The 18082-nt window shown below is 73.6% G+C and carries 15 protein-coding genes; 8 read left to right on the top strand and 7 right to left on the bottom strand.

The genetic code is table 11. The features are described 5' to 3' along the window. Window positions 1-8: 8 nt before the first annotated feature. Window positions 9-1478 carry a ketol-acid reductoisomerase gene (locus tag ACYF6T_RS04770; RefSeq protein ID WP_461693638.1) on the bottom strand — a complete coding sequence of 490 codons (1470 nt, stop codon included), beginning with the start codon at window positions 1476-1478 and terminating at the stop codon, window positions 9-11. An 87-nt stretch (window positions 1479-1565) separates the two neighbouring features. Between ACYF6T_RS04770 and ilvY the strand changes: the two genes are divergently transcribed. Next, the gene (gene ilvY / locus ACYF6T_RS04765) at window positions 1566-2414 is read left to right on the top strand and encodes an HTH-type transcriptional activator IlvY (protein ID WP_461693636.1); all 849 of its coding nucleotides are present in this window, start codon (window positions 1566-1568) and stop codon (window positions 2412-2414) included. A gap of 1 nt (window position 2415) precedes the next feature. On the opposite strand, the gene ACYF6T_RS04760 is transcribed toward ilvY, so the two are convergent. Next, the gene (locus tag ACYF6T_RS04760; protein WP_461693635.1) at window positions 2416-2871 is read right to left on the bottom strand and encodes an RpiB/LacA/LacB family sugar-phosphate isomerase; all 456 of its coding nucleotides are present in this window, start codon (window positions 2869-2871) and stop codon (window positions 2416-2418) included. A 20-nt stretch (window positions 2872-2891) separates the two neighbouring features. Then, window positions 2892-4112, bottom strand: coding sequence for an ROK family protein (locus ACYF6T_RS04755; protein ID WP_461693633.1), 1221 nt, complete (start codon window positions 4110-4112; stop codon window positions 2892-2894). A gap of 624 nt (window positions 4113-4736) precedes the next feature. Here ACYF6T_RS04755 and ACYF6T_RS04750 point away from each other — a divergent pair. Continuing rightward, a complete protein-coding gene (locus tag ACYF6T_RS04750; protein ID WP_461693724.1) occupies window positions 4737-5867 on the top strand; it encodes a methyltransferase in 1131 nt (376 codons plus the stop codon). A gap of 20 nt (window positions 5868-5887) precedes the next feature. Here ACYF6T_RS04750 and ACYF6T_RS04745 read toward each other — a convergent pair whose 3' ends face one another. Further along, window positions 5888-6736, bottom strand: a complete 849-nt coding sequence (locus ACYF6T_RS04745; RefSeq protein WP_461693632.1) for a ketose-bisphosphate aldolase — start codon at window positions 6734-6736, stop codon at window positions 5888-5890. Between the two features lie 20 nt (window positions 6737-6756). Further along, the gene (locus ACYF6T_RS04740; protein ID WP_461693631.1) at window positions 6757-7638 is read right to left on the bottom strand and encodes an SIS domain-containing protein; all 882 of its coding nucleotides are present in this window, start codon (window positions 7636-7638) and stop codon (window positions 6757-6759) included. Window positions 7639-7760: 122 nt separating this feature from the next. Between ACYF6T_RS04740 and ACYF6T_RS04735 the strand changes: the two genes are divergently transcribed. The 3 genes from ACYF6T_RS04735 (at window position 7761) to ACYF6T_RS04725 (ending at window position 12016) form a co-directional block, all read left to right on the top strand. Then, on the top strand, window positions 7761-8540 hold the full coding sequence (locus ACYF6T_RS04735; protein WP_461693629.1) for a DeoR/GlpR family DNA-binding transcription regulator: 780 nt from the start codon (window positions 7761-7763) through the stop codon (window positions 8538-8540). A gap of 172 nt (window positions 8541-8712) precedes the next feature. Next, the gene (locus ACYF6T_RS04730; protein ID WP_461693627.1) at window positions 8713-10551 is read left to right on the top strand and encodes a glycoside hydrolase family 15 protein; all 1839 of its coding nucleotides are present in this window, start codon (window positions 8713-8715) and stop codon (window positions 10549-10551) included. Between the two features lie 28 nt (window positions 10552-10579). After that, on the top strand, window positions 10580-12016 hold the full coding sequence (locus ACYF6T_RS04725) for an amidohydrolase (protein WP_461693626.1): 1437 nt from the start codon (window positions 10580-10582) through the stop codon (window positions 12014-12016). Window positions 12017-12019: 3 nt separating this feature from the next. Here ACYF6T_RS04725 and ACYF6T_RS04720 read toward each other — a convergent pair whose 3' ends face one another. Continuing rightward, complete coding sequence (locus tag ACYF6T_RS04720) at window positions 12020-13108, bottom strand: GNAT family N-acetyltransferase (protein ID WP_461693625.1); 1089 nt, start codon at window positions 13106-13108, stop codon at window positions 12020-12022. A gap of 339 nt (window positions 13109-13447) precedes the next feature. Here ACYF6T_RS04720 and ACYF6T_RS04715 point away from each other — a divergent pair, with 339 nt between their 5' ends. From ACYF6T_RS04715 to ACYF6T_RS04705, 3 genes are all read left to right on the top strand, one after another. Next, a complete protein-coding gene (locus ACYF6T_RS04715; RefSeq protein ID WP_461693623.1) occupies window positions 13448-14524 on the top strand; it encodes a glycerophosphodiester phosphodiesterase family protein in 1077 nt (358 codons plus the stop codon). A 77-nt stretch (window positions 14525-14601) separates the two neighbouring features. After that, window positions 14602-15546, top strand: a complete 945-nt coding sequence (locus tag ACYF6T_RS04710) for an epimerase (protein WP_461693621.1) — start codon at window positions 14602-14604, stop codon at window positions 15544-15546. Window positions 15547-15640: 94 nt separating this feature from the next. Next, window positions 15641-16813: an acyl-CoA dehydrogenase family protein gene (locus ACYF6T_RS04705; protein ID WP_461693620.1), complete on the top strand. Its 1173-nt coding sequence runs from the start codon at window positions 15641-15643 to the stop codon at window positions 16811-16813. Between the two features lie 632 nt (window positions 16814-17445). Here the strand turns inward: ACYF6T_RS04705 and ACYF6T_RS04700 are convergent. Further along, the gene (locus ACYF6T_RS04700; RefSeq protein WP_461693619.1) at window positions 17446-18078 is read right to left on the bottom strand and encodes a hypothetical protein; all 633 of its coding nucleotides are present in this window, start codon (window positions 18076-18078) and stop codon (window positions 17446-17448) included. Window positions 18079-18082: the final 4 nt, after the last annotated feature.

Here is an 18082-nt window from a genome sequence, read left to right as displayed (position 1 = left end):
CGCGCCTCCTAGGCCACCGAGATGTCCACCGGCGGCCGCAGTTTCGCCGCCGCCGACAGGGCCTCGTGGACGGGGTTGGCGTTGAAGGCCGCCAACAGGTGCGGGTCCGCGGGGCGTTCGGCGGCGGGGTAGGCGATCTGCTCGTAGGCCGACTGGAAGCGGGGACCCCAGCGGCGGGCGCCCAGGCGGGCCGTGCACGAGCAGTTGTCGACCATGTGGGCGACGTTGCGGGCGTGCATGTAGGGCAGCAGTGAGTCGACGGCCTCGATGACGGACTCGTTGACGATCTCCGACCAGGGGTGGCCGCGGTCGGCGAACTCGTCGATCTGGGCGGTCAGGGTGGCGACGAAGACGCCGGCGGTGAACGGGTCGACGGGCAGGGCGTGCCGGGCGCGGCGGGCGTGGGCCGCGTCGCTGTGCGTCCACATCGGGGAACCGCCGATCTCGTTCATCGGGCGGTTGCCGAGCCGGCGTTCGGCGAGGATCACGCTGCGCAGCTCGGTGCCGTCGGCGACCTCGTCGTAGATCTCGGCGACGATCTCCCGGGCCGGGGTGTAGGTCGCGGTGTAGGCGCGGTCGAAGACGTCCCGGGCGGCGGGGTCGAGAGTGTCGCGGACGGCGCGCAGCCCGGCCCGCGAGATGGTGCGGGCGATCGGGCCGGTGATGTTCTCGCAGGCCCGCTCGTAGGCTGTGACCTCGTCGTCCCCGGCGAGCCGGAAGCGCGTGTAGAGGCTCTCGACGATGCCGTGCACGGCACCGAGCAGGACGGCGCGTTCGCCGACGATGTCCGAGCGGTACTCGCTGTCGAGGGTGGTGCGGAAGGTGTACGGCGAGCCCAGCGCCACCGACCAGCCGAGCGCGAGGTCGGTGGCCCGGCCGTCGGGGTCGGCGTGCACGGCGAAACTGCTGTTGATCCCGGCGCCGTTGACCTGGGCGCCCTGCTCGTAGAGCCGGCGCACGGAATCGCCCATGCCCTTGGGGCACACGGCGATCACCCCGTGTCCGGGCGGGAAGTCGCCGCCCGTTTCGCGCAGGTGGCCGAGCAGGAAGCCGTGCGAGAGGCCGATCACCGCGCCGGGCCCGAGAGCGGCGAAGATCTCCTGGTGGTGGGCGGCGAGCGCGGCGTCCGCGATCAGCAGGATGACGAGGTCGCTGTCGGCGGCGACGGCGAGCCAGTCGCCGAGGGTGCCGTCCTCCTCCGTGAAGCCGTGGCCGCGCGCGTCGGCGGCGGACGCGGAGCCCGGGCGCAGTCCGACGCTCACCCGGATGTCCGTACCGGCCAGTGAGTCCCGCAGGTTGCGGGCCTGCGCGCGGCCCTGCGGTCCCCAGCCGAGGACGCCGACGCGGCGGACCCCGGCGAAGGCCCGCGGCAGCAGCGGGAAGAGGTGCCGGCCGCCGCGCAGGATGGTCTCGGTGCCGCCGGGGACGTCCATGGTGTCGAGGGCGAAGACGCGGGAGGCGTACGTGGTCTCGGTCATGGTCGAGTTGTAGGCTCCGGGCGAGCGTTGCAGCAAGCGCAACTTGCGCAGCGCTGTGTTGCGCGAAGTGAAAGGTGCAGGTGAGCGGTGCGAGACGACCATCGGGAGCTGCGGCTCTTCCTGCATCTGGCGCAGACGCTCAACTTCGGCCGGACGAGTCTGGACTGCCATGTCAGCCCGGCGACGCTGACGCGCACGGTCCAGCGGCTGGAGGCGGACCTCGGGCACCGGCTGTTGGAGCGCGGCCCGCGCGGGGTCGCGCTCACCGCGGAGGGCCATCGCTTCCGTGACTACGCCGTCCAGGCGCTGGAGCTGTGGCGCGCCTACCGCGAGGAGCACCCCGACCCGGCCCAACTCACCGGCCGTCTCGCCCTGTTCGCCACGGTGACCGCGTGCCAGGCGCTGCTGCCCGGCCTGCTGGCCCCCTTCCGCTCCGCGCACCCCCAGGTCCGCCTCGATCTGCGCACCGGTGACGCGGCGGCGGCGCTGGCGCGGCTGGACGAGGGCGAGGTCGACGTGGCCGTCGCCGGTGTCCCGGCCCGGCTGCCGGAGGGGCTGGTGAGCCGGACGGTGGCGGTGACCGACCTGGTCCTGGTGACCGCCCGGGACCGCCCGGATCCCGGCCTGGACGGCCCCTTCGTCCTCCCCCACCGCGGGCTGGTCCGCGAGGCCGCCGACCGCTGGTTCCGCGCTCGCGGCACGGCACCCGAGGTGGCCTGTGAACCGGACGGCCACGAGGGGCTGCTGGCCCTGGTCGCTCTGGGCTGCGGCACCGGCGTGGTCCCCCGCCTCGTACTGGAGCACAGCGCGGTGCGGCAACGGCTGGCGGTGGTGCCGGCCGATCCGGCGCCGGAGCCGTTCCCGATCGGGCTGTGCGTGCGGCGGGCCGATCTGCGGCGGCCGCTGGTGTCCGCGCTGTGGAGTCTGTGCCGGTGACTCAGGCCCCGGCGCGGCCCAGGTCGAGCCGCTCGATGCGGTCCACGTTGCCGCGGTCCTCCGCGTCCTGGCTCGCCTCGGCGGCGAACCAGGCGTCGAGGATCTCCTTCAGCAGCGGCTCGGACGTCAGCCGCAGGCTCAGCGCCAGCACGTTGGCGTCGTTCCAGCGGCGGGCGCCGTCCGCGGTGTAGGCGTCCGTGCACAGGGCGGCCCGTACGCCCGGCACCTTGTTCGCGGCGATGGACGCGCCCGTGCCGGTCCAGCAGCACACGACGGCCTGGTCCGACGTCCCGGCGGCGACCTCCCGTGCCGCGGCCTCGGAGCAGGCGGCCCACTGCGGGTCGTCGCCCGGGGCCAGCGCGCCGTGCGGCACCACGTCGTGGCCGCGCTCGCGCAGTGCGGCCAGCAGCGCGCGGGCCACGGGTTCGTCCATGTCGGAGGAGACGGAGATCCGCATGGTCCGAGCGTACGACGTGCTCAGGCGCCCAGCGCCGCCAGGGGATCGTCGAGGACGGGCTGCCACGCCAACTCGGCCGCCCCGACGAGGCTGTTGTGGTCGAGGGAGCAGGCGAGGATGGGCACGCCGCCGCTCTGGCCCCACAGGCTGCGGTCGGCGACGACGGCACGCAGCCGGCCGGGGTCGGCGTCGAGGAGGGTGCGGTGCAGGCCGCCGAGGATGATCCGGTCGGGGTTGAGGATGTTGACCAGGCCCGCGAGGCCCAGGCCGAGGCGGTCGATGAGGGCCTCGGCGGCCGTGCGGACCACCGGGTCGTCGTAGTGGTCGCGGACCAGGTCGTCGGCCTGCCGCAGCAGCGACACCTCGGGGCCCGGGTCGCGGCCGGCGGCCGTGAGGAGGGCCAGCGGATCGGCCTCCACGTCCAGGCAGCCGCGGCTGCCGCAGTGGCAGGGGCGGCCCTCGGGGTTGACGGTGAGGTGGCCGACCTCCAGGGCCAGGCCCGAACTGCCCGTGTGCAGGCGCCCGTCGAGGACCAGGGCGCCGCCGACGCCGCGGTGACCGGTGGCCACGCACAGCAGGTCCCGGGCGCCGCGGCCCGCGCCGTGCCGGTGCTCGGCGAGGGCGGCGAGGTTGACGTCGTTGGCCGCGAACGCCGGGCCGTCGATCCCGGCCGCGCGCACGCACTCCTCGAAGATCCGCCGCACGGGGGCGCCCACCGGCCAGGCCAGGTGCAGGGGGTTGAGCGCGAGGCCCTCGGGTTCGGCGACCGCGGACGGTACGGCGAGACCGGCGCCGACGCAGCGCAGGCCGGTCTCCCGCAGCAGCCGGGCGCCGGCCTCGACGACCGAGCCGAGCACCTTGGCCGGGTCGGCCTCCACGGGGTCGCAGCCGGGCGCGGTGGCGACGATCCGCCCGCCCAGGCCGACCAGGGCCGCGCGGAAGCCGTCGGAGTGCACCTGGGCGGCGAGGGCGACCGGTCCGTCCTCGGCGATCGCGAGCCGGTGCGAGGGCCGGCCCTGCGAGCCGGCCGCCACGCCGGGCCGTGCGTCGACCCGGATCAGCCCGAGCGCCTCCAGTTCCGCGGCGACGGCACCGGCTGTCGCCCGGGTCACCCCGAGTTCGGCGGTGAGCACGGCCCGGGTGGGCGCGCGACCGGTGTGCACGAGCTCCAACGCGGGCCCGAGCGCACCGCGCCCCCGGTCCAACCGCGTCCTAGAGGTGGTGTCCGCCTTGCCGCTCATGAGGGCGAGTCTCCCATGATCCGCCCACACCTCGGCCTACCGCCCACCGACCCACAACACCGACCGCGCGGCTCGACACGGACGGGGACGACGACGCCGGGCCCGGCGCGCGGGTCGAGACGTCGGCGGCATCGACGGCGAGACGCCCGGCGCCCGGCGCCCGGGGTGGTAACGACGGTGAGGGTGCTCGGCGCGCGGGTCGAGACGTCGGCGGCATCGACGGCATCGACGGCGAGACGCCCGGCGCGCGAGGCGACACGACGGCAGCAACGCGAGGCGCCCGGCGCGCGGGACGACATCGGCGGCATCGACGGTGGGAGTGCCCGGCGCGGGACGACATCGGCGGCATCGACGGTGGGAGTGCCCGGCGCGCGGGACGACATCGGCGGTATCCGCGGTGAGGCGCTGGGGGCGGTGGGTGACGTCGGCGGCAGCAACGGCGTCGGGGGCGGTGCGCGGCGCGGCAGAGCGGGTCGGGCCGGCTCGCGGTGTGTGCGGCCGTGTGTGGTGTTCGGTCCGGTGGGCGGGCCGGGCTCGGGGAAAGGGCGCGGCGTGTGGGGTTGTAGGCATCCGACCTGCCCTGAGCTGCGGTTCCGCTAGCCTGGACGCACGATGGACGACCGTATGAAGACGCCCTGGGGTGAGTTCGACCTCGCCCGCTTCCCCGAGGACCCGCGTGACCGGCTGCGTGCCTGGGACGCCTCCGACGAGTATCTGCTGCGGCATCTCGCCGAGGCTCAGGTGCCGCTGTCGGGCACGGTCGCCGTCGTCGGGGACCGGTGGGGCGCGCTGGTCACCGCGCTCGCCGCGCACCGGCCCGTGCAGATCACCGACTCGTTCCTCACCCGGGAGGCGACCCGGGCGAACCTCGCGCGGGCCGGGGTGGAGCCGGGCGCCGTGGGGTTGCTGACCACGCAGGACCCGCCGCCCGAGCACGTCGACGTCCTCCTCGTACGGGTGCCCAAGAGCCTGGCGCTGCTGGAGGACCAGTTGCTGCGGCTGGCGCCCGCGGTGCACGCGGGGACGGTCGTCGTCGGCACCGGCATGGTGAAGGAGATCCACACCTCCACGCTCCGGCTGTTCGAACGGATCATCGGACCGACCCGCACCTCCCTGGCGGTGAAGAAGGCCCGGCTGATCTTCTGCACGCCCGATCCCGCGCTGGAGCGGCCCGTCAACCCGTGGCCGTACGCCTACGCCCTGCCCGACGGCATCGGCCCGGTCTCGGGACGCACCGTCGTCAACCACGCGGGCGTGTTCTGCGCCGACCGGCTCGACATCGGCACCCGCTTCTTCCTGCGGCACCTGCCCGCCCCGGACGGCCGGCGGGTGGTGGACCTGGGCTGCGGCAACGGGATCGTCGGTACGGCGATGGCGGTCGCCGACCCCGGGGCCGAGGTGCTGTTCGTGGACGAGTCGTTCCAGGCCGTCGCCTCGGCCGAGGCGACGTTCAAGGCGAACGGGGTGCCGGGGCACGCCGAGTTCCGGGTCGGCGACGGGCTGGCCGGGGTGGCGGCCGGCAGTGCCGACCTGGTGCTCAGCAATCCGCCGTTCCACTCGCACCAGGCGACGACCGACGCGACGGCGTGGCGGATGTTCACCGGGGCGAAGCGGGTGTTGCGGCCGGGCGGGGAGCTGTGGGTGGTCGGCAACCGGCACCTCGGCTACCACGTGAAGCTGCGCCGGTTGTTCGGCAACAGCCAACTGGTGGCCGGTGACCCGAAGTTCGTGGTGCTGAAGGCCGTCAAGCGGTGAGGGACCGCCCGCGGGGGTGATCAGGCGAGCGTCCGGATGATCCCGGTCACCGCCCGTGCCATCGCCTCCCGTCCCGCGCTCAGGTACGTGCGGGAGTCGACCGCTTCCGGGTGGGCGGCGAGGTGCTCGCGGATCGCTCCCGTCAGGGCGATGTTGAGGGCCGTGCCGACGTTCACCTTGGCGATGCCGCCCGCGACCGCCGCGGCCAGTTCGTCGTCGGGGACGCCGGAGGAGCCGTGCAGGACGAGCGGCACGTCCAGGGCGGCCGACAGGCGCTTGAGCAGGTCGTGGTCGAGGGTCGCGGTACGGGTCGTCATGGCGTGCACGCTGCCGATGGCGACGGCGAGGGCGTCCACGCCGGAGTCGGCGACGAAGGCGCGGGCCTCGGCGGGGTCGGTGCGGGCGCCGGGTGCGTGGGCGTCCAGCGGCGGTGCGCCGGACTTGCCGGCGATCTGCCCCAACTCGGCCTCGATCCACAGCCCTTGGGCGTGCGCCCAGTCGGTGGCCGCCCGGGTCGCGGCGAGGTTCTCCGCGTAGGGCAGCCGGGCCGCGTCGTACATCACCGAGCTGAAGCCGGCGGCCGGGGCCTGGCGCAGCAGGTCGTCGCTCTGGACGTGGTCGAGGTGCAACGCGACGGGGACGGCGGCGCGTTCGGCGGCGGCGACGGCCGCGCGGGCCAGCGGGAGCACCCGGCCGCAGCGGAACTTGACGGCGTTCTCGCTGACTTGGAGGACGACGGGCGCCTGCGCGGCCTCGGCGCCGGCGACGACCGCCTCGACGTGCTCCAGCGTGATGATGTTGAAGGCGGGGACGGCGGAGCGGGCCGCGGCGGCGCGGGTGACGAGCTCGGCGGTGGTGACCAGGGGCACGGCTGCTGCCTTTCGGATCGTCAGGGAGCGAGGATCACCGAGCGGGTGAGGTGGCGGGGGCGGTCCGGGTCGAGGCCGCGGGCCGCGGCGACCGCGACGGCGAGGCGCTGGGCGCGGACCAGTTCGGCGAGCGGGTCGAGGTCGCCGGCGATCCACAACGCGCCGGTGGCCCGGACCTGTTCGGCCAGACCCTCGGGTGCCTCGCCGAACATCCAGGTGGCCGTGGTCTCGGCGGTGATGCTGATCGGACCGTGGCGGTACTCCATCGCCGGGTAGGCCTCGGTCCAGGCGAGCGCGGCCTCGCGCATCTTCAGCCCGGCCTCGTTGGCCAGGCCCACCGTCCAGCCCCGGCCCAGGAAGGTGAACTGCGTGCGCTCCACGAGCCCTTCGGGCAGCGGGGCGGCGAGCGCGGTGCGGGCGTCGGCGACCGCGGCCTCGGTGTGCAGGCCGAGGTGGGCCCGCAGCAGGGTCAGCGCGCTGGTCGCGAACCGGGTCTGCACGACGGAGCGTTCGTCGGCGAAGCCGAGGACGACGACCTCGTCGGCGGCGTCCATGACGGGGGTGCCGGGGTCGGCGGTGACGGCGGTGGTGCGGGTGCGGCCCCGCAACCGGCCCAGCAGGTCCAGCACTTCGGTGGTCGTGCCGGACCGGGTGAGGGCGACGACACGGTCGTAGGACCGCCCCGGCGGGAACTCGGAGGCGGCGAACGCGTCCGTCTCGCCCTGGCCCGCGCCCTCGCGCAGCGCGGCGGCCGCCTGGGCCATGAAGTACGAGGTGCCGCAGCCGACGATCGCGACCCGCTCCCCCGGCGCCGGAAGCGCCCCGCCGTGCCGCGCCGCCTCCGCCGCGGCGCGGGTCCAGCACTCGGGCTGACTGGTCAGCTCGTCCTCGACATGGGTCATGCCGCACCCCTCCCTGGAGTGATTGTTCTTGCAAGATATAGCCACCTTTCGAGCACAATCAAGCAATCACACACGGTCCGGGTGCGCTAGGGTCGCCGGAGATCGAGGAACGGAGGCCGCGGATGTCGCGGGACGCCCGCTGGAAGGCGCTGCTGGAGCTGCTCGTGGAGCGCGGCCGGCTGGACGTCGAGGAGGCGGCCGCCGAGCTGGAGGTCTCGGCCGCGACGATCCGGCGTGACTTCGACCGGCTCGCCGAGCAGCAGATGCTCGTACGCACCCGGGGCGGCGCGGTCGTGCACGGGGTGTCGTACGAACTGCCGCTGCGCTACAAGACCGCCCGGCACGCCTCCGAGAAGCAGCGCATCGCCACGGCGGTGGCCGGTCTCATCGCGCCGGGCGAGGCGGTGGGGTTCACCGGCGGCACGACCACCACCGAGGTGGCGCGCGCGCTGGCCGTGCGCGGCGATCTGGCCACCGGCTCGCCCGCGCTGACCGTCGTGACGAACGCGCTCAACATCGCCAACGAACTCGCCGTGCGGCCCCAGTTCAAGATCGTGGTGACGGGCGGGGTCGCGCGTCCGCAGTCGTACGAGCTGATCGGGCCGCTCGCCGACGGGGTGCTCGGGCAGATCACCCTCGACGTGGCGGTGCTCGGCGTCGTCGCCTTCGACGTCACCCACGGGGCCGCCGCGCACGACGAGGCGGAGGCCGCGATCAACCGGCTGCTGTGCGAGCGGGCCGAGCGGGTGGTGGTCGCGGCGGACTCCAGCAAGCTGGGCCGGCGGGCCTTCGCGCGGATCTGCGCGGCCGAGGCGGTGGACACGCTGGTGACGGACACGGCCGCGAGCCCGGAGACCGTACGACGGTTCGAGGAGGCCGGGCTGACGGTGGTGACGGTCTGAGCGGGCGGCACACCTCCCGGGCCCGCCCGTCGCGTCCTACGGCATCCGGACACGCCGTGTGGGCGGGGAGCGGAGTGCGCCTGATCACATCTCCGACCCCCGAGCCGTGGCTGGTGATTCGCCCTAAGCTGGAGCGGATACGGGGGATGCGGGTCGGGGCTGGGAGGCTGCGATGGGCACGGAAGCGTTCGACGGGGAAGCGTCCGGGGCCGCGGCCCGGTATCTGCCGATCGCCGAGCACGGGCTGATCGGCGATCTGCGCAGCGTGGCCCTGGTGGGCACCGACGGCACGATCGACTGGTACTGCTGCCCGGCCTTCGACGCGCCGAGCATCTTCGCCTCCATCCTGGACGCGGAGCGCGGCGGCCGCTTCGAGCTCGCGGCGACCGTGCCGGCCAAGACCAAGCAGTTCTACTTCCCGGACACCAACGTCCTGATCACCCGCTTCTTCACCGAGGACGGCGTGGGCGAGGTGCAGGACTTCATGCCGCTGAGCGGCGAGTCGGTCGAGTCCGAGCGGCACCGGCTGATCCGGCGCGTGGTGTGCGTGCGCGGCTCGATCCCGTTCCGTACCCGGGTCGCGCCGCGCTTCGACTACGGCACCCGGCCGCACACCGTGCGCATGATCGGCGGGGCGGCCGTCTTCCAGACCTCCGACCTGTCGATAGCGCTGACCGCGACCGTGCCGCTGGAGGTCGACGGCCCGGACGCGCGGGCGGACTTCAAGCTCTCCGAGGGTGAGACCGCGGTGTTCGCGCTGGACCAGGTCGGCGGGAGCGTCGAACCGCGCCGGTGCGCCCGGCTGGAGGCGGAGGAGCAGTTCAACTCCACGGTGGCGTACTGGCGGCGCTGGCTGTCGCAGTCCAAGTACCGGGGCCGCTGGCGGGAGATGGTGCACCGCTCCGCGCTCACCCTGAAGCTGCTCACCTACGCCCCCACCGGCGCGATCGTGGCCGCGCCGACGACGAGCCTGCCCGAGCAGCTGGGCGGCGAGCGCAACTGGGACTACCGCTACGTGTGGGTGCGCGACGCCGCCTTCTGCGTCTACGCGCTGCTGCGGCTCGGGTTCACCGGTGAGGCCGAGGCGTTCATGGACTTCGTGACCCGGCACGTCAGCCCGGGCGACGGCAACCCCTCGGGACCGCTGCAGATCATGTACGGCATCGACGGCCGCACCGACCTCACCGAGCTCGAACTCGACCACCTGGAAGGGCATCAGGGCTCCGCGCCGGTGCGGATCGGCAACGCCGCCGCCGAGCAGCTCCAGCTCGACATCTACGGCGCGCTCATCGACTCGATCTACCTCTACGACAAGTGGGCCAAGCCCATCTCCAGCTCCCAGTGGGACGACGTCTGCGCGCTGGTCGACTGGGTGTGCGACAACTGGGACCAGCCGGACGAGGGCATCTGGGAGACCCGCGGCGGCCGCAAGACCTTCCTGTACTCGCGGCTGATGTGCTGGGTGGCGATCGAGCGGGCCATCCGCATGGCCAACCGGCGCGGGCTCCCCGCCGACCAGGTGCGCTGGCGCGGGGTGCGGGACACGATCTACCGGCGGATCATGACCAAGGGCTGGTCGGAGAAGCGGCAGGCCTTCGTCCAGTACGAGGGCGGCGACGTGCTGGACGCGGCGGTGCTGATGATGCCGCTGACGAAGTTCATCGCCCCCACCGACCCCAAGTGGCTGTCCACGCTGGACGCGCTCACCCACGACCTGGTCTCCGACTCCCTGGTCTACCGCTACGACCCCCTGGCCAGCCCCGACGGACTGCGCGGCGACGAGGGCACGTTCTCCATCTGCTCCTTCTGGTACGTCGAGGCGATGGTGCACGCCGGCCGCATCGACGAGGCCCGCCTGGCCTTCGAGAAGATGCTCACGTACGCCAACCATCTCGGCCTGTACGCCGAGGAGATCAGCCACACCGGCGAGCAACAGGGCAACTTTCCCCAGGCGTTCACCCATCTCGCCCTCATCAGCGCGGCGTTCAACCTGGACAAGGCGCTTGGCTGAGCCGTCGCCGGCGGTGACGCTCCGCCACGTGCGTCTGGGACCGGGCGGTCCGCTCGGCTCGGTGCGGGTCGCCGGGGGCCGGATCACCGCCGTGGGAGACGGCGACCTCGGACCTCCGGCGCTCGACCTGAAGGGGCGCACCGTCCTGCCGGGGCTGTGGGACGCCCACGCGCATGTCGCGCAGTGGGCCGGCAACGGGGGACGGATGGATCTGGCGGGGTTCCGCTCCGCCCGGGCCGTCGCCGACGCCGTGAGGCGGTGGGCGGGCGGGGCGGGCACGGGTGAGGTGCTGGTCGGACAGGGCTTCCGGGACGGGCTGTGGCCCGATGCGCCGGACCGGTCGCTGCTCGACTCGGTCTGTCCGGATCGGCCCGTCGCGCTGATCAGCGCGGATCTGCACGCCGTGTGGCTGAACTCGGCGTGTCTTGCGCTGGTGGGGCGGGCCGGGCATCCGACGGGGGTGCTGCGGGAGCACGCGTGCTTCGAGGTGATCGGCGCGCTGCCCGAGGCGCCCGCCGGGGCCCTGGACCGCCGGGTGGCCGACGCCTGCCGGGACGCGGCCGGGCGGGGCGTGACGGGCGTGGTCGACTTCCACTTCGCCGACAACATCGCCGAGTGGACGCGGCGGGCCGCGCGTGAGCCGCTCCCGGTGCGGGTGCGGGCGGCCGTGTACCCGGCCGGGCTGGCGGAGGTGATCGGGCGCGGGCTGAGGACCGGGGACGTGGTGCCGGGCACGGACGGCATGGTGCGGGTCGGCCCGCTCAAGCTGTTCACCGACGGCTCCCTCAACACGCGCACCGCGCTGTGCCGCGACCCGTATCCGGGACTGGAGGGCACGGCACGGGCGTACGGCGTCGAGGAGACGTCGTACGCCGAACTGGTCCGGCTGATACGGCATGCGGCGGCGCACGGCGTCGAGGCCGCCGTGCACGCGATCGGCGACCGGGCCAACACGCTGGCCCTCGACGCCTTCGAGGAGGCCGCCTGCGGTGGGCGGATCGAGCACGCCCAGCTGCTCACCGCCGGCGACGTGCCGCGGTTCGCGCGGCTGGGCGTCACGGCGAGTGTGCAGCCCGCGCACGCCGTCGACGACCGGGACGTGGCCGACCGCCACTGGGCCGGACGCACCGGGCGGGCCTACCCCTACGCCGATCTGCTGGCGGCCGGTGCCCGGCTGGAGTTCGGCTCCGACGCGCCCGTCTCCCCGCTCGATCCGTGGCTCGGCATCGCCGCGGCCGTCCACCGCACCGGCGACGAGCGGCCCCCCTGGCATCCCGAGCAGCGTGTGCCGGTGCGCGCGGCGCTGGCCGCGTCGGCGCGAGGGCGTACGCGGGTGCGGGCCGGGGACGTGGCCGACCTGGTGGTCGTGGACGTGGATCCGGCGGTGGCCGACGCGCGGACGCTGCGCCAGATGCCGGTGTACGCGACGATGACGGGCGGGCGGTGGACGTACGGCCCGCTATGACGATCAGCGTGCCCGGTCTCCCGTGCGCAGCGAGCCGATGGTCTTCAGCAGCGCGTCGGCCGGGTCGCGCAGCCTCTGGTGGGCCAGGACGGTGTTGCGCAGGCCCCGCACCGGCCGGCGCCACAGCCGGTGTGCCGCGGCCACCGGGTGCGGGCGGGTGGCGAAGCCCTCGCCGACGCGCAGGTCCCGGGTCTTGAGCCAGTCCTTGTACTCCTTGTCGCCGCGGCCGAAGTCCATCAGCGTCACGCCGTCCCGGCTCGCGGCCTCGGCCATCCGCAGGTGCATCATCAGGCCGGGCGAGTAGTAGCGGAACTCGGGGTCGTAGGCGGTGAACCAGGCCGCGAACACCGTGCTCGACCGCGGCCCGAAGTGCGCGGCCACCGGCCGGTCGCCCGCGTACACCACCGACAGCACGCCGGTGAAGTGCTCCTCGCGGACGTGGAAGAGGTGGTCGACCAGGGCGACGATCCACGGCCGCGAGAACCGGTCCATACGTCCCGTCCTGCGGTACTGGGCGGACTTCCACCGCATGAGCTGGCGCAGCACCCGGGGGTCGCGTTCGTCGTAGACGAAGCGCATCTCGCCCACGTTGCGCCCCAGGCGGCGTTCCTTCTTCAGGGTCGTCTTGGCGAGGCCCGGGTAGGCGCCGCGCAGCCACTCGGCGTAGTCGCCGTCGCCGGGCTTGAGGTCGATCACCGGGGAGGCGAAGGTGCCGGTGACGTATCTGCCGAACGGCCTCTGCTCCTGGACGAGATGATCGAACTCGAAGACGGACAGGCGGCAGGCGCGCAGCAGTTCCTGCGTGTCCCAGGTGACGCCGGGCCGGTGCACCAGGGCCTGGCAGTCGGAGAGGCCGAGGCCGACGGCCCGGCCGACGCCGAGGGCGTTCCGCTCGTAGGGGAGGAAGCCGACGGGTTCGCCGCGCTCGCGCAGGACCGCCACCCGCACCCGGCCGCGGTGCCGGCCCACGCCGGTGGCGAACTCCGGTGACAGGAAGGGGTTGGCGTACTCGGGCGACGCGTCCATCGCCGCGTGCCACGCCTCACGCAGGGACTGGCTCAGCTCGTCGACTCTGTGGATCGTGACGTCCATCAGTGACCGCTCCCCCCGTGACGCGCTGTCCGCGTCCTGCCACGTCTTTCCAGTATGAGCCGGTCCGCGCCTGCCGACCCGGCTCGTGCACCCGCCGCTTCCGCGTTCCGCCGACCCATGTACCTACCCCCCGGCGGCTCAAACGTCGCGAAACAGTACGCACGTTGTCAAGAGTGCCACTCGCAGCGGAACGACGCAGGCGGGACCAACCGAATCGTTCCGGCCGACCGCCGGGGCGTTCTCGGACCATTCACGGCGCCGTCAGGTCGCGGCGGTTGAGCGCGGGCCCGGCCGGACTAGCGTCGGGAGCCGGTCCGATCCGACACGAGTGAGGTTCCTATGTCCGCAAGACATGCCCTCGCCGGCCTGACGCTGGCTTCACTGCTCGCCTTCCCGGCGACGGCCCACGCGGCGGCCGGCGCCGGTTTCGGCGTCCCGGCGCACCAGGCCCGCTTCGACCTCCAGGCCCACCGCGGCGGCATCGGCATGACCACCGAGGAGTCGCTGGAGGGCTTCGGCAAGGCGATGCGGCTCGGGGTGTCCACGCTGGAACTGGACACGCAGATCACCAAGGACGAGAAGGTCGTCGTCAACCACGACCGCCAGATCAGCTCCGTCAAGTGCAGGGACACCGGCCCGGTCACCCCGGGCGATCCGATGTACCCGTACGTCGGCAAGTACATCAAGGATCTGACGCTCGCCCAGATCAAGACCATGGACTGCGGCTACCAGCAGCTGCCGGGCTTCCCCGAGCAGGAGGTGGTGCACGGCTTCCGGATGGTGGAGCTCAAGGACGTGCTGAACCTGGTCAAGAGCTATCACGCCCGGCAGCTGAAGCTGAACATCGAGACGAAGGTCGAGGCGGGCGCCCCCGAACAGACGGCGCCGCGCGAGCTGTTCGTGCGCCGCGTCTACGAGGAGATCCACCGCTCCGGCATCGAGGACCAGGTCACCATCGAGTCCTTCGACTGGGGGGCGCTGAAGGTGATGCACCGGCTGGCACCGAAGTGGCCGCTGGTCGCCCTCACCAACTACGACTTCCTGCAGGTCGGCCAGCCCGGCGCCTCCCCGTGGCTGGGCGGGATCGACGCCGACGACTACGGCGGCGACTTCGTCAGGGCGGCCGCCACCATCCCCGGCGTCAGGGCGCTCTCCCCCAACTACGGCTTCCCGCAGGCCGGCAAGGTCGGCGATCCCGGCTTCCGGTTCTACTCGGACCGGGCGATGGTCCAGGAGGCGCACGCCAGGGGACTGAAGGTGGTGCCGTGGACCTGCGACGACCCGGCCACCGTCGAGGCGCTGATGGACATGGGCGTCGACGGCATCATCACCAACTACCCCAACCACGTACGCCAGATCATGGCCGACCGCGGGATGCGGCTGCCCAGGCCGTACCACCCGCCGACGCACCCCTAGGACCACGCCCCCCACTGTTTTTGAACGCGTTCAACTTCGCGGTAGGGTGGCCCCGAGCCGAAAGGGGGGCTGCCGCGATGAAGGTCGTGATTCCCGGGGGCAGCGGGCAGGTGGGAACGGTGCTCCGGCGCGCGCTGGCCGCTGCCGGCCACGAGGTCGTGGTGCTGAGCAGACGGCCGGCACGGCCGGGCGAGATCGCCTGGGACGGCGGGCGCCTGGGCGCCTGGGCGGAGGTGGTCGACGGCAGCGACGTGGTGATCAACCTGGCCGGGCGCAGCGTCAGTTGCCGCTACACCCCGGACAACCTGCGGGCGATGATGGACTCGCGTGTGCACTCGGCCCGGGTCGTGGGCGAGGCGATCGCGGCGGCGGCCCGGCCGCCGCGCGTCTGGCTGCAGATGAGCACCGCCACCCTCTACGCCCACCGCTTCGACGCCCCCAACGACGAGGCCACCGGCGTGATCGGGGGCGACGAGCCCGGGGTGCCCGGTTACTGGTCCTACAGCGTCGAGATCGCCCGGAACTGGGAGGCGGAGCAGGAGAAGGCGGACACCCCGCACACCCGCAAGGTGGCCCTGCGGTCCGCCATGGTGATGAGTCCGGACCGCGGGGGCGTCTTCGACTACCTGTCGTGGCTGGCGCGCCTGGGCTTGGGCGGTCCGGTCGCGGGCGGCGGGCAGTACGTGTCCTGGATCCACGACGCCGACTTCGCGGACGCGGTCCGGTTCCTGATCGAGCGGGAGGACCTCGCCGGACCGGTCAATCTCGCCGCGCCCGGCCCGCTGCCGCAGCGCGTGTTCATGCGACGGCTGCGGGCGGCCTGGGGCGTTCCGGCAGGTCTGCCCGCGACGCGGTGGATGGCCGAGCTGGGCGCCTTCGTCCTGCGCTCGGACACCGAACTGCTGCTCAAGAGCCGTCGGGTGGTGCCCGGCCGGCTGCTGGAGGCGGGCTTCGAGTTCGGGCGGCCGGACTGGGCGGGGGCGGCGGCCGACCTGGTACGGCGCCGACGGGGGCGCTCCTGAACCGCCGGCGCCGTCAACTGCTGGCGCCCCGGGCGGTGTTGACATGGCATGCGATCCGCGTGACGGTGAGGACCCGTCGTGACCGGAGGTCGTCATGGCTGCGTCGTCAGCACCGCCCACCGATGTGGATCTCGTCGACCGCTTACGGGAGCTGGGTCCCTTCGTCCGCGCCCACGCGCTGCGCACCGAGCAGGAGCGGGAGGTGGTGGCCGAGGTCGTCGCGGCGCTGACCGAGGCGGGCATCCACCGGATGAACGTCCCGCGCCGCTACGGCGGTTACCAGACGGCGCTGCACACCCAGGTCGACGCGCTGAGCGAGATCGCCGCGGCGTGCGGCTCGACCGGCTTCGCGACGCTGATCCAGGCCGGGTGCTCCTTCATCGCCGCGCTCTTCCCCGACGAGGCGCAGGACGAGATCTTCACCAGCCCCGACGTGCGCGTCGGCGGCACCCTGATCCCGGACGCCACCGCGGTCGCGGCCGACGGCGGCTATCTCGTCAGCGGCACCTGCCGCTTCGCCACCGGCTGCCGGCACGCCGACTGGCACCTGCTGACGGCGCGGGTCGCCTCCGGCGACGGACCGCCCGAGGTGCTGTGGACCGCCGTGCCCATGAAGGACCTCGACATCCTCGACGACTGGTACGTGTCGGGGCTGGCCGGCAGCGGCAGCAACAGTGTCGTCGCCCGGGACGTCTTCGTGCCCGCGCACCGGGTGCTGCCGGTGGGGCCGCTGCTGGCCGGGGAGTTCCCCTCCAAGGCCAACGCGGACGACCCCTTCTACCGGATGCCGGTGCTGATGCTGTTCTGCGCGTGGACGGCGCCCAACGCGCTCGGCCCGGCGCGGGCGGCGCTGGAGGAGTTCACCGAGCGCATCCACCGGCGCGGGATCACGTACACCTTCCACGAGCACCAGCACGAGGCGGCGGTCACGCATCTACAGGCTGCCGAGGCGGCGATGAAGATCTCCTGCGCCGAGGGGCTGACGCGGGAGTTCGTCGCCCGGATCGAGGCCGGCGGGCCGTTCCCGCAGGAGGTGCGGGCCAGAATCCGGGCGCAGAGCGGCTACACGGCCCGCCTGTGCAAGGAGGCCGTCGATCTGCTCGCCTCCGCCTCCGGGGCCTCCTCCCTGCACCGGGACGTCCCCGTGCAGCGGGCCCTGCGGGATCTGCACGCCCTGAACCTGCACTCCTTCGTCAATCCGACGACCAACCTGGAGCTGTACGGGCGCGTCCTGTCGGGGCTGGAGCCGGGTACGCCGTTCCTGTGAGGGTCAGACCGCGCCCGGTCAGCGACGTGGACACGGAGGCCATCGCCCTCACGCGCGAGGATTTCCGGGACGGCGGTCACGGAGGTGCCGGCCGCTCGATTGCACCCAGTCCCGAGCTGTGGGCGTTCAGCCGTGTCGTGGGGGCCGGGCCAGGACTCCCCGGCGATCCTGGCCCGGCCTCGGCCGCTCGCGTGTGACCAGCGGCGATCACAAGAATGCGCAGGCGGCGCCGGGTTGTCGTTGGCAACGGGTCCACAGCTGCTTGGCACAGCGTCCACTACTTCGCCAACCGGCCACGGAACTCGCCCAAGGGCTCGCCGTAGACCGTGCGGAAGGCCCGGGTGAACTCCGCGGCGCGCGGGAAGCCCCATCGGCCGCCGATGGCGTGGACCGGGGGTGGCGCGCAGCGCGGGGTCGGCGAGGTCGCGGCGGGGCGCCCGCCGGCCGCCGCTCGCGGAGGTACGCGGAGACGGTGACGCCCTCGGCCTGGAAGCGGCGGTACAGCCGGCTGCGGGAGATGTGGTGGACGGCGGCGATCCGGGCCGGGGTGAGCTCGTCGTCGGCCAGGTGGCGGCGGATGTACGCCTTGACGCGCACGGTCAGGGTGCGGGCCCGGGTCTCCGGCGGGAGGCTCACCCCGGCCGGCCTCCACGGCGTGCGCGAAGACGGCCGTGACCAGGTCGGCGGACCGTCCCCAGCCGGGCCGCGTCCTGCGGCCGGTACGGCGTGACGTCCGCCGCCGGCTGGATCGGGAACTGCGCCAGCAGCGCGCCGACGCCCTCGCGCCCCGAGACGACCCGCCCGACGGCCTCGTCGGCCCGCCGCGCGGGCAGGGCCACCTGCGTGCGCGGCAGCTCCACTCCGACGATGCCGAACGGGTCGCGGCCGGTGCGGATCTCGTACTCCGTCGAGCAGCTGTTGGTGTGGATGTCGTCGGCGCCGTAGACGACTTGGCAGCGCTGCCAGTTGGCGGCTCCCTCGCCCTGTCTGAGCAGCGAGAGGTGGTGGACCTCGGGATCGGAGCGGCGGACGGGTTTGGGGGTGCGGCGGAAGACGAGGGGGTCGGAGACCGCGGGCCACACCGTCGCCTCGCCCCGCTGGATGACGCGCTCGGATCCGCGGTGGTCCGCGGCGCGGTCGCCGGCCGGCTCCATCGGCGCGTGGGCGCGGCCCAGCCGCTGTGTCCACGCCTCGAACCGCTCGCCCGGGGGCAGGTCCGCGGTCCGGAAGACCGACTGGTACAGCACGGCCGTGGTCAACCACACGGCG

Source organism: Streptomyces sp. 7R007, assembly GCF_054850255.1.
The sequence above is the reverse complement of the archived record's forward strand: the minus strand, read 5'-3'. Positions and strand labels throughout refer to the sequence as shown.

Bases quoted from the DNA above. Each gene is read 5' to 3' on its own strand.
- ACYF6T_RS04770 (WP_461693638.1), bottom strand. From the start codon at position 1,478: ATGACCGAGACCACGTACGCCTCCCGCGTCTTCGCCCTCGACACCATG.
- ACYF6T_RS04760 (WP_461693635.1), bottom strand. From the start codon at position 2,871: ATGCGGATCTCCGTCTCCTCCGACATGGACGAACCCGTGGCCCGCGCG.
- ACYF6T_RS04755 (WP_461693633.1), bottom strand. From the start codon at position 4,112: ATGAGCGGCAAGGCGGACACCACCTCTAGGACGCGGTTGGACCGGGGG.
- ACYF6T_RS04750 (WP_461693724.1), top strand. From the start codon at position 4,737: ATGAAGACGCCCTGGGGTGAGTTCGACCTCGCCCGCTTCCCCGAGGAC.
- ACYF6T_RS04740 (WP_461693631.1), bottom strand. From the start codon at position 7,638: ATGACCCATGTCGAGGACGAGCTGACCAGTCAGCCCGAGTGCTGGACC.
- ACYF6T_RS04735 (WP_461693629.1), top strand. From the start codon at position 7,761: ATGTCGCGGGACGCCCGCTGGAAGGCGCTGCTGGAGCTGCTCGTGGAG.
- ACYF6T_RS04730 (WP_461693627.1), top strand. From the start codon at position 8,713: ATGGGCACGGAAGCGTTCGACGGGGAAGCGTCCGGGGCCGCGGCCCGG.
- ACYF6T_RS04720 (WP_461693625.1), bottom strand. From the start codon at position 13,108: ATGGACGTCACGATCCACAGAGTCGACGAGCTGAGCCAGTCCCTGCGT.
- ACYF6T_RS04715 (WP_461693623.1), top strand. From the start codon at position 13,448: ATGTCCGCAAGACATGCCCTCGCCGGCCTGACGCTGGCTTCACTGCTC.
- ACYF6T_RS04710 (WP_461693621.1), top strand. From the start codon at position 14,602: ATGAAGGTCGTGATTCCCGGGGGCAGCGGGCAGGTGGGAACGGTGCTC.
- ACYF6T_RS04705 (WP_461693620.1), top strand. From the start codon at position 15,641: ATGGCTGCGTCGTCAGCACCGCCCACCGATGTGGATCTCGTCGACCGC.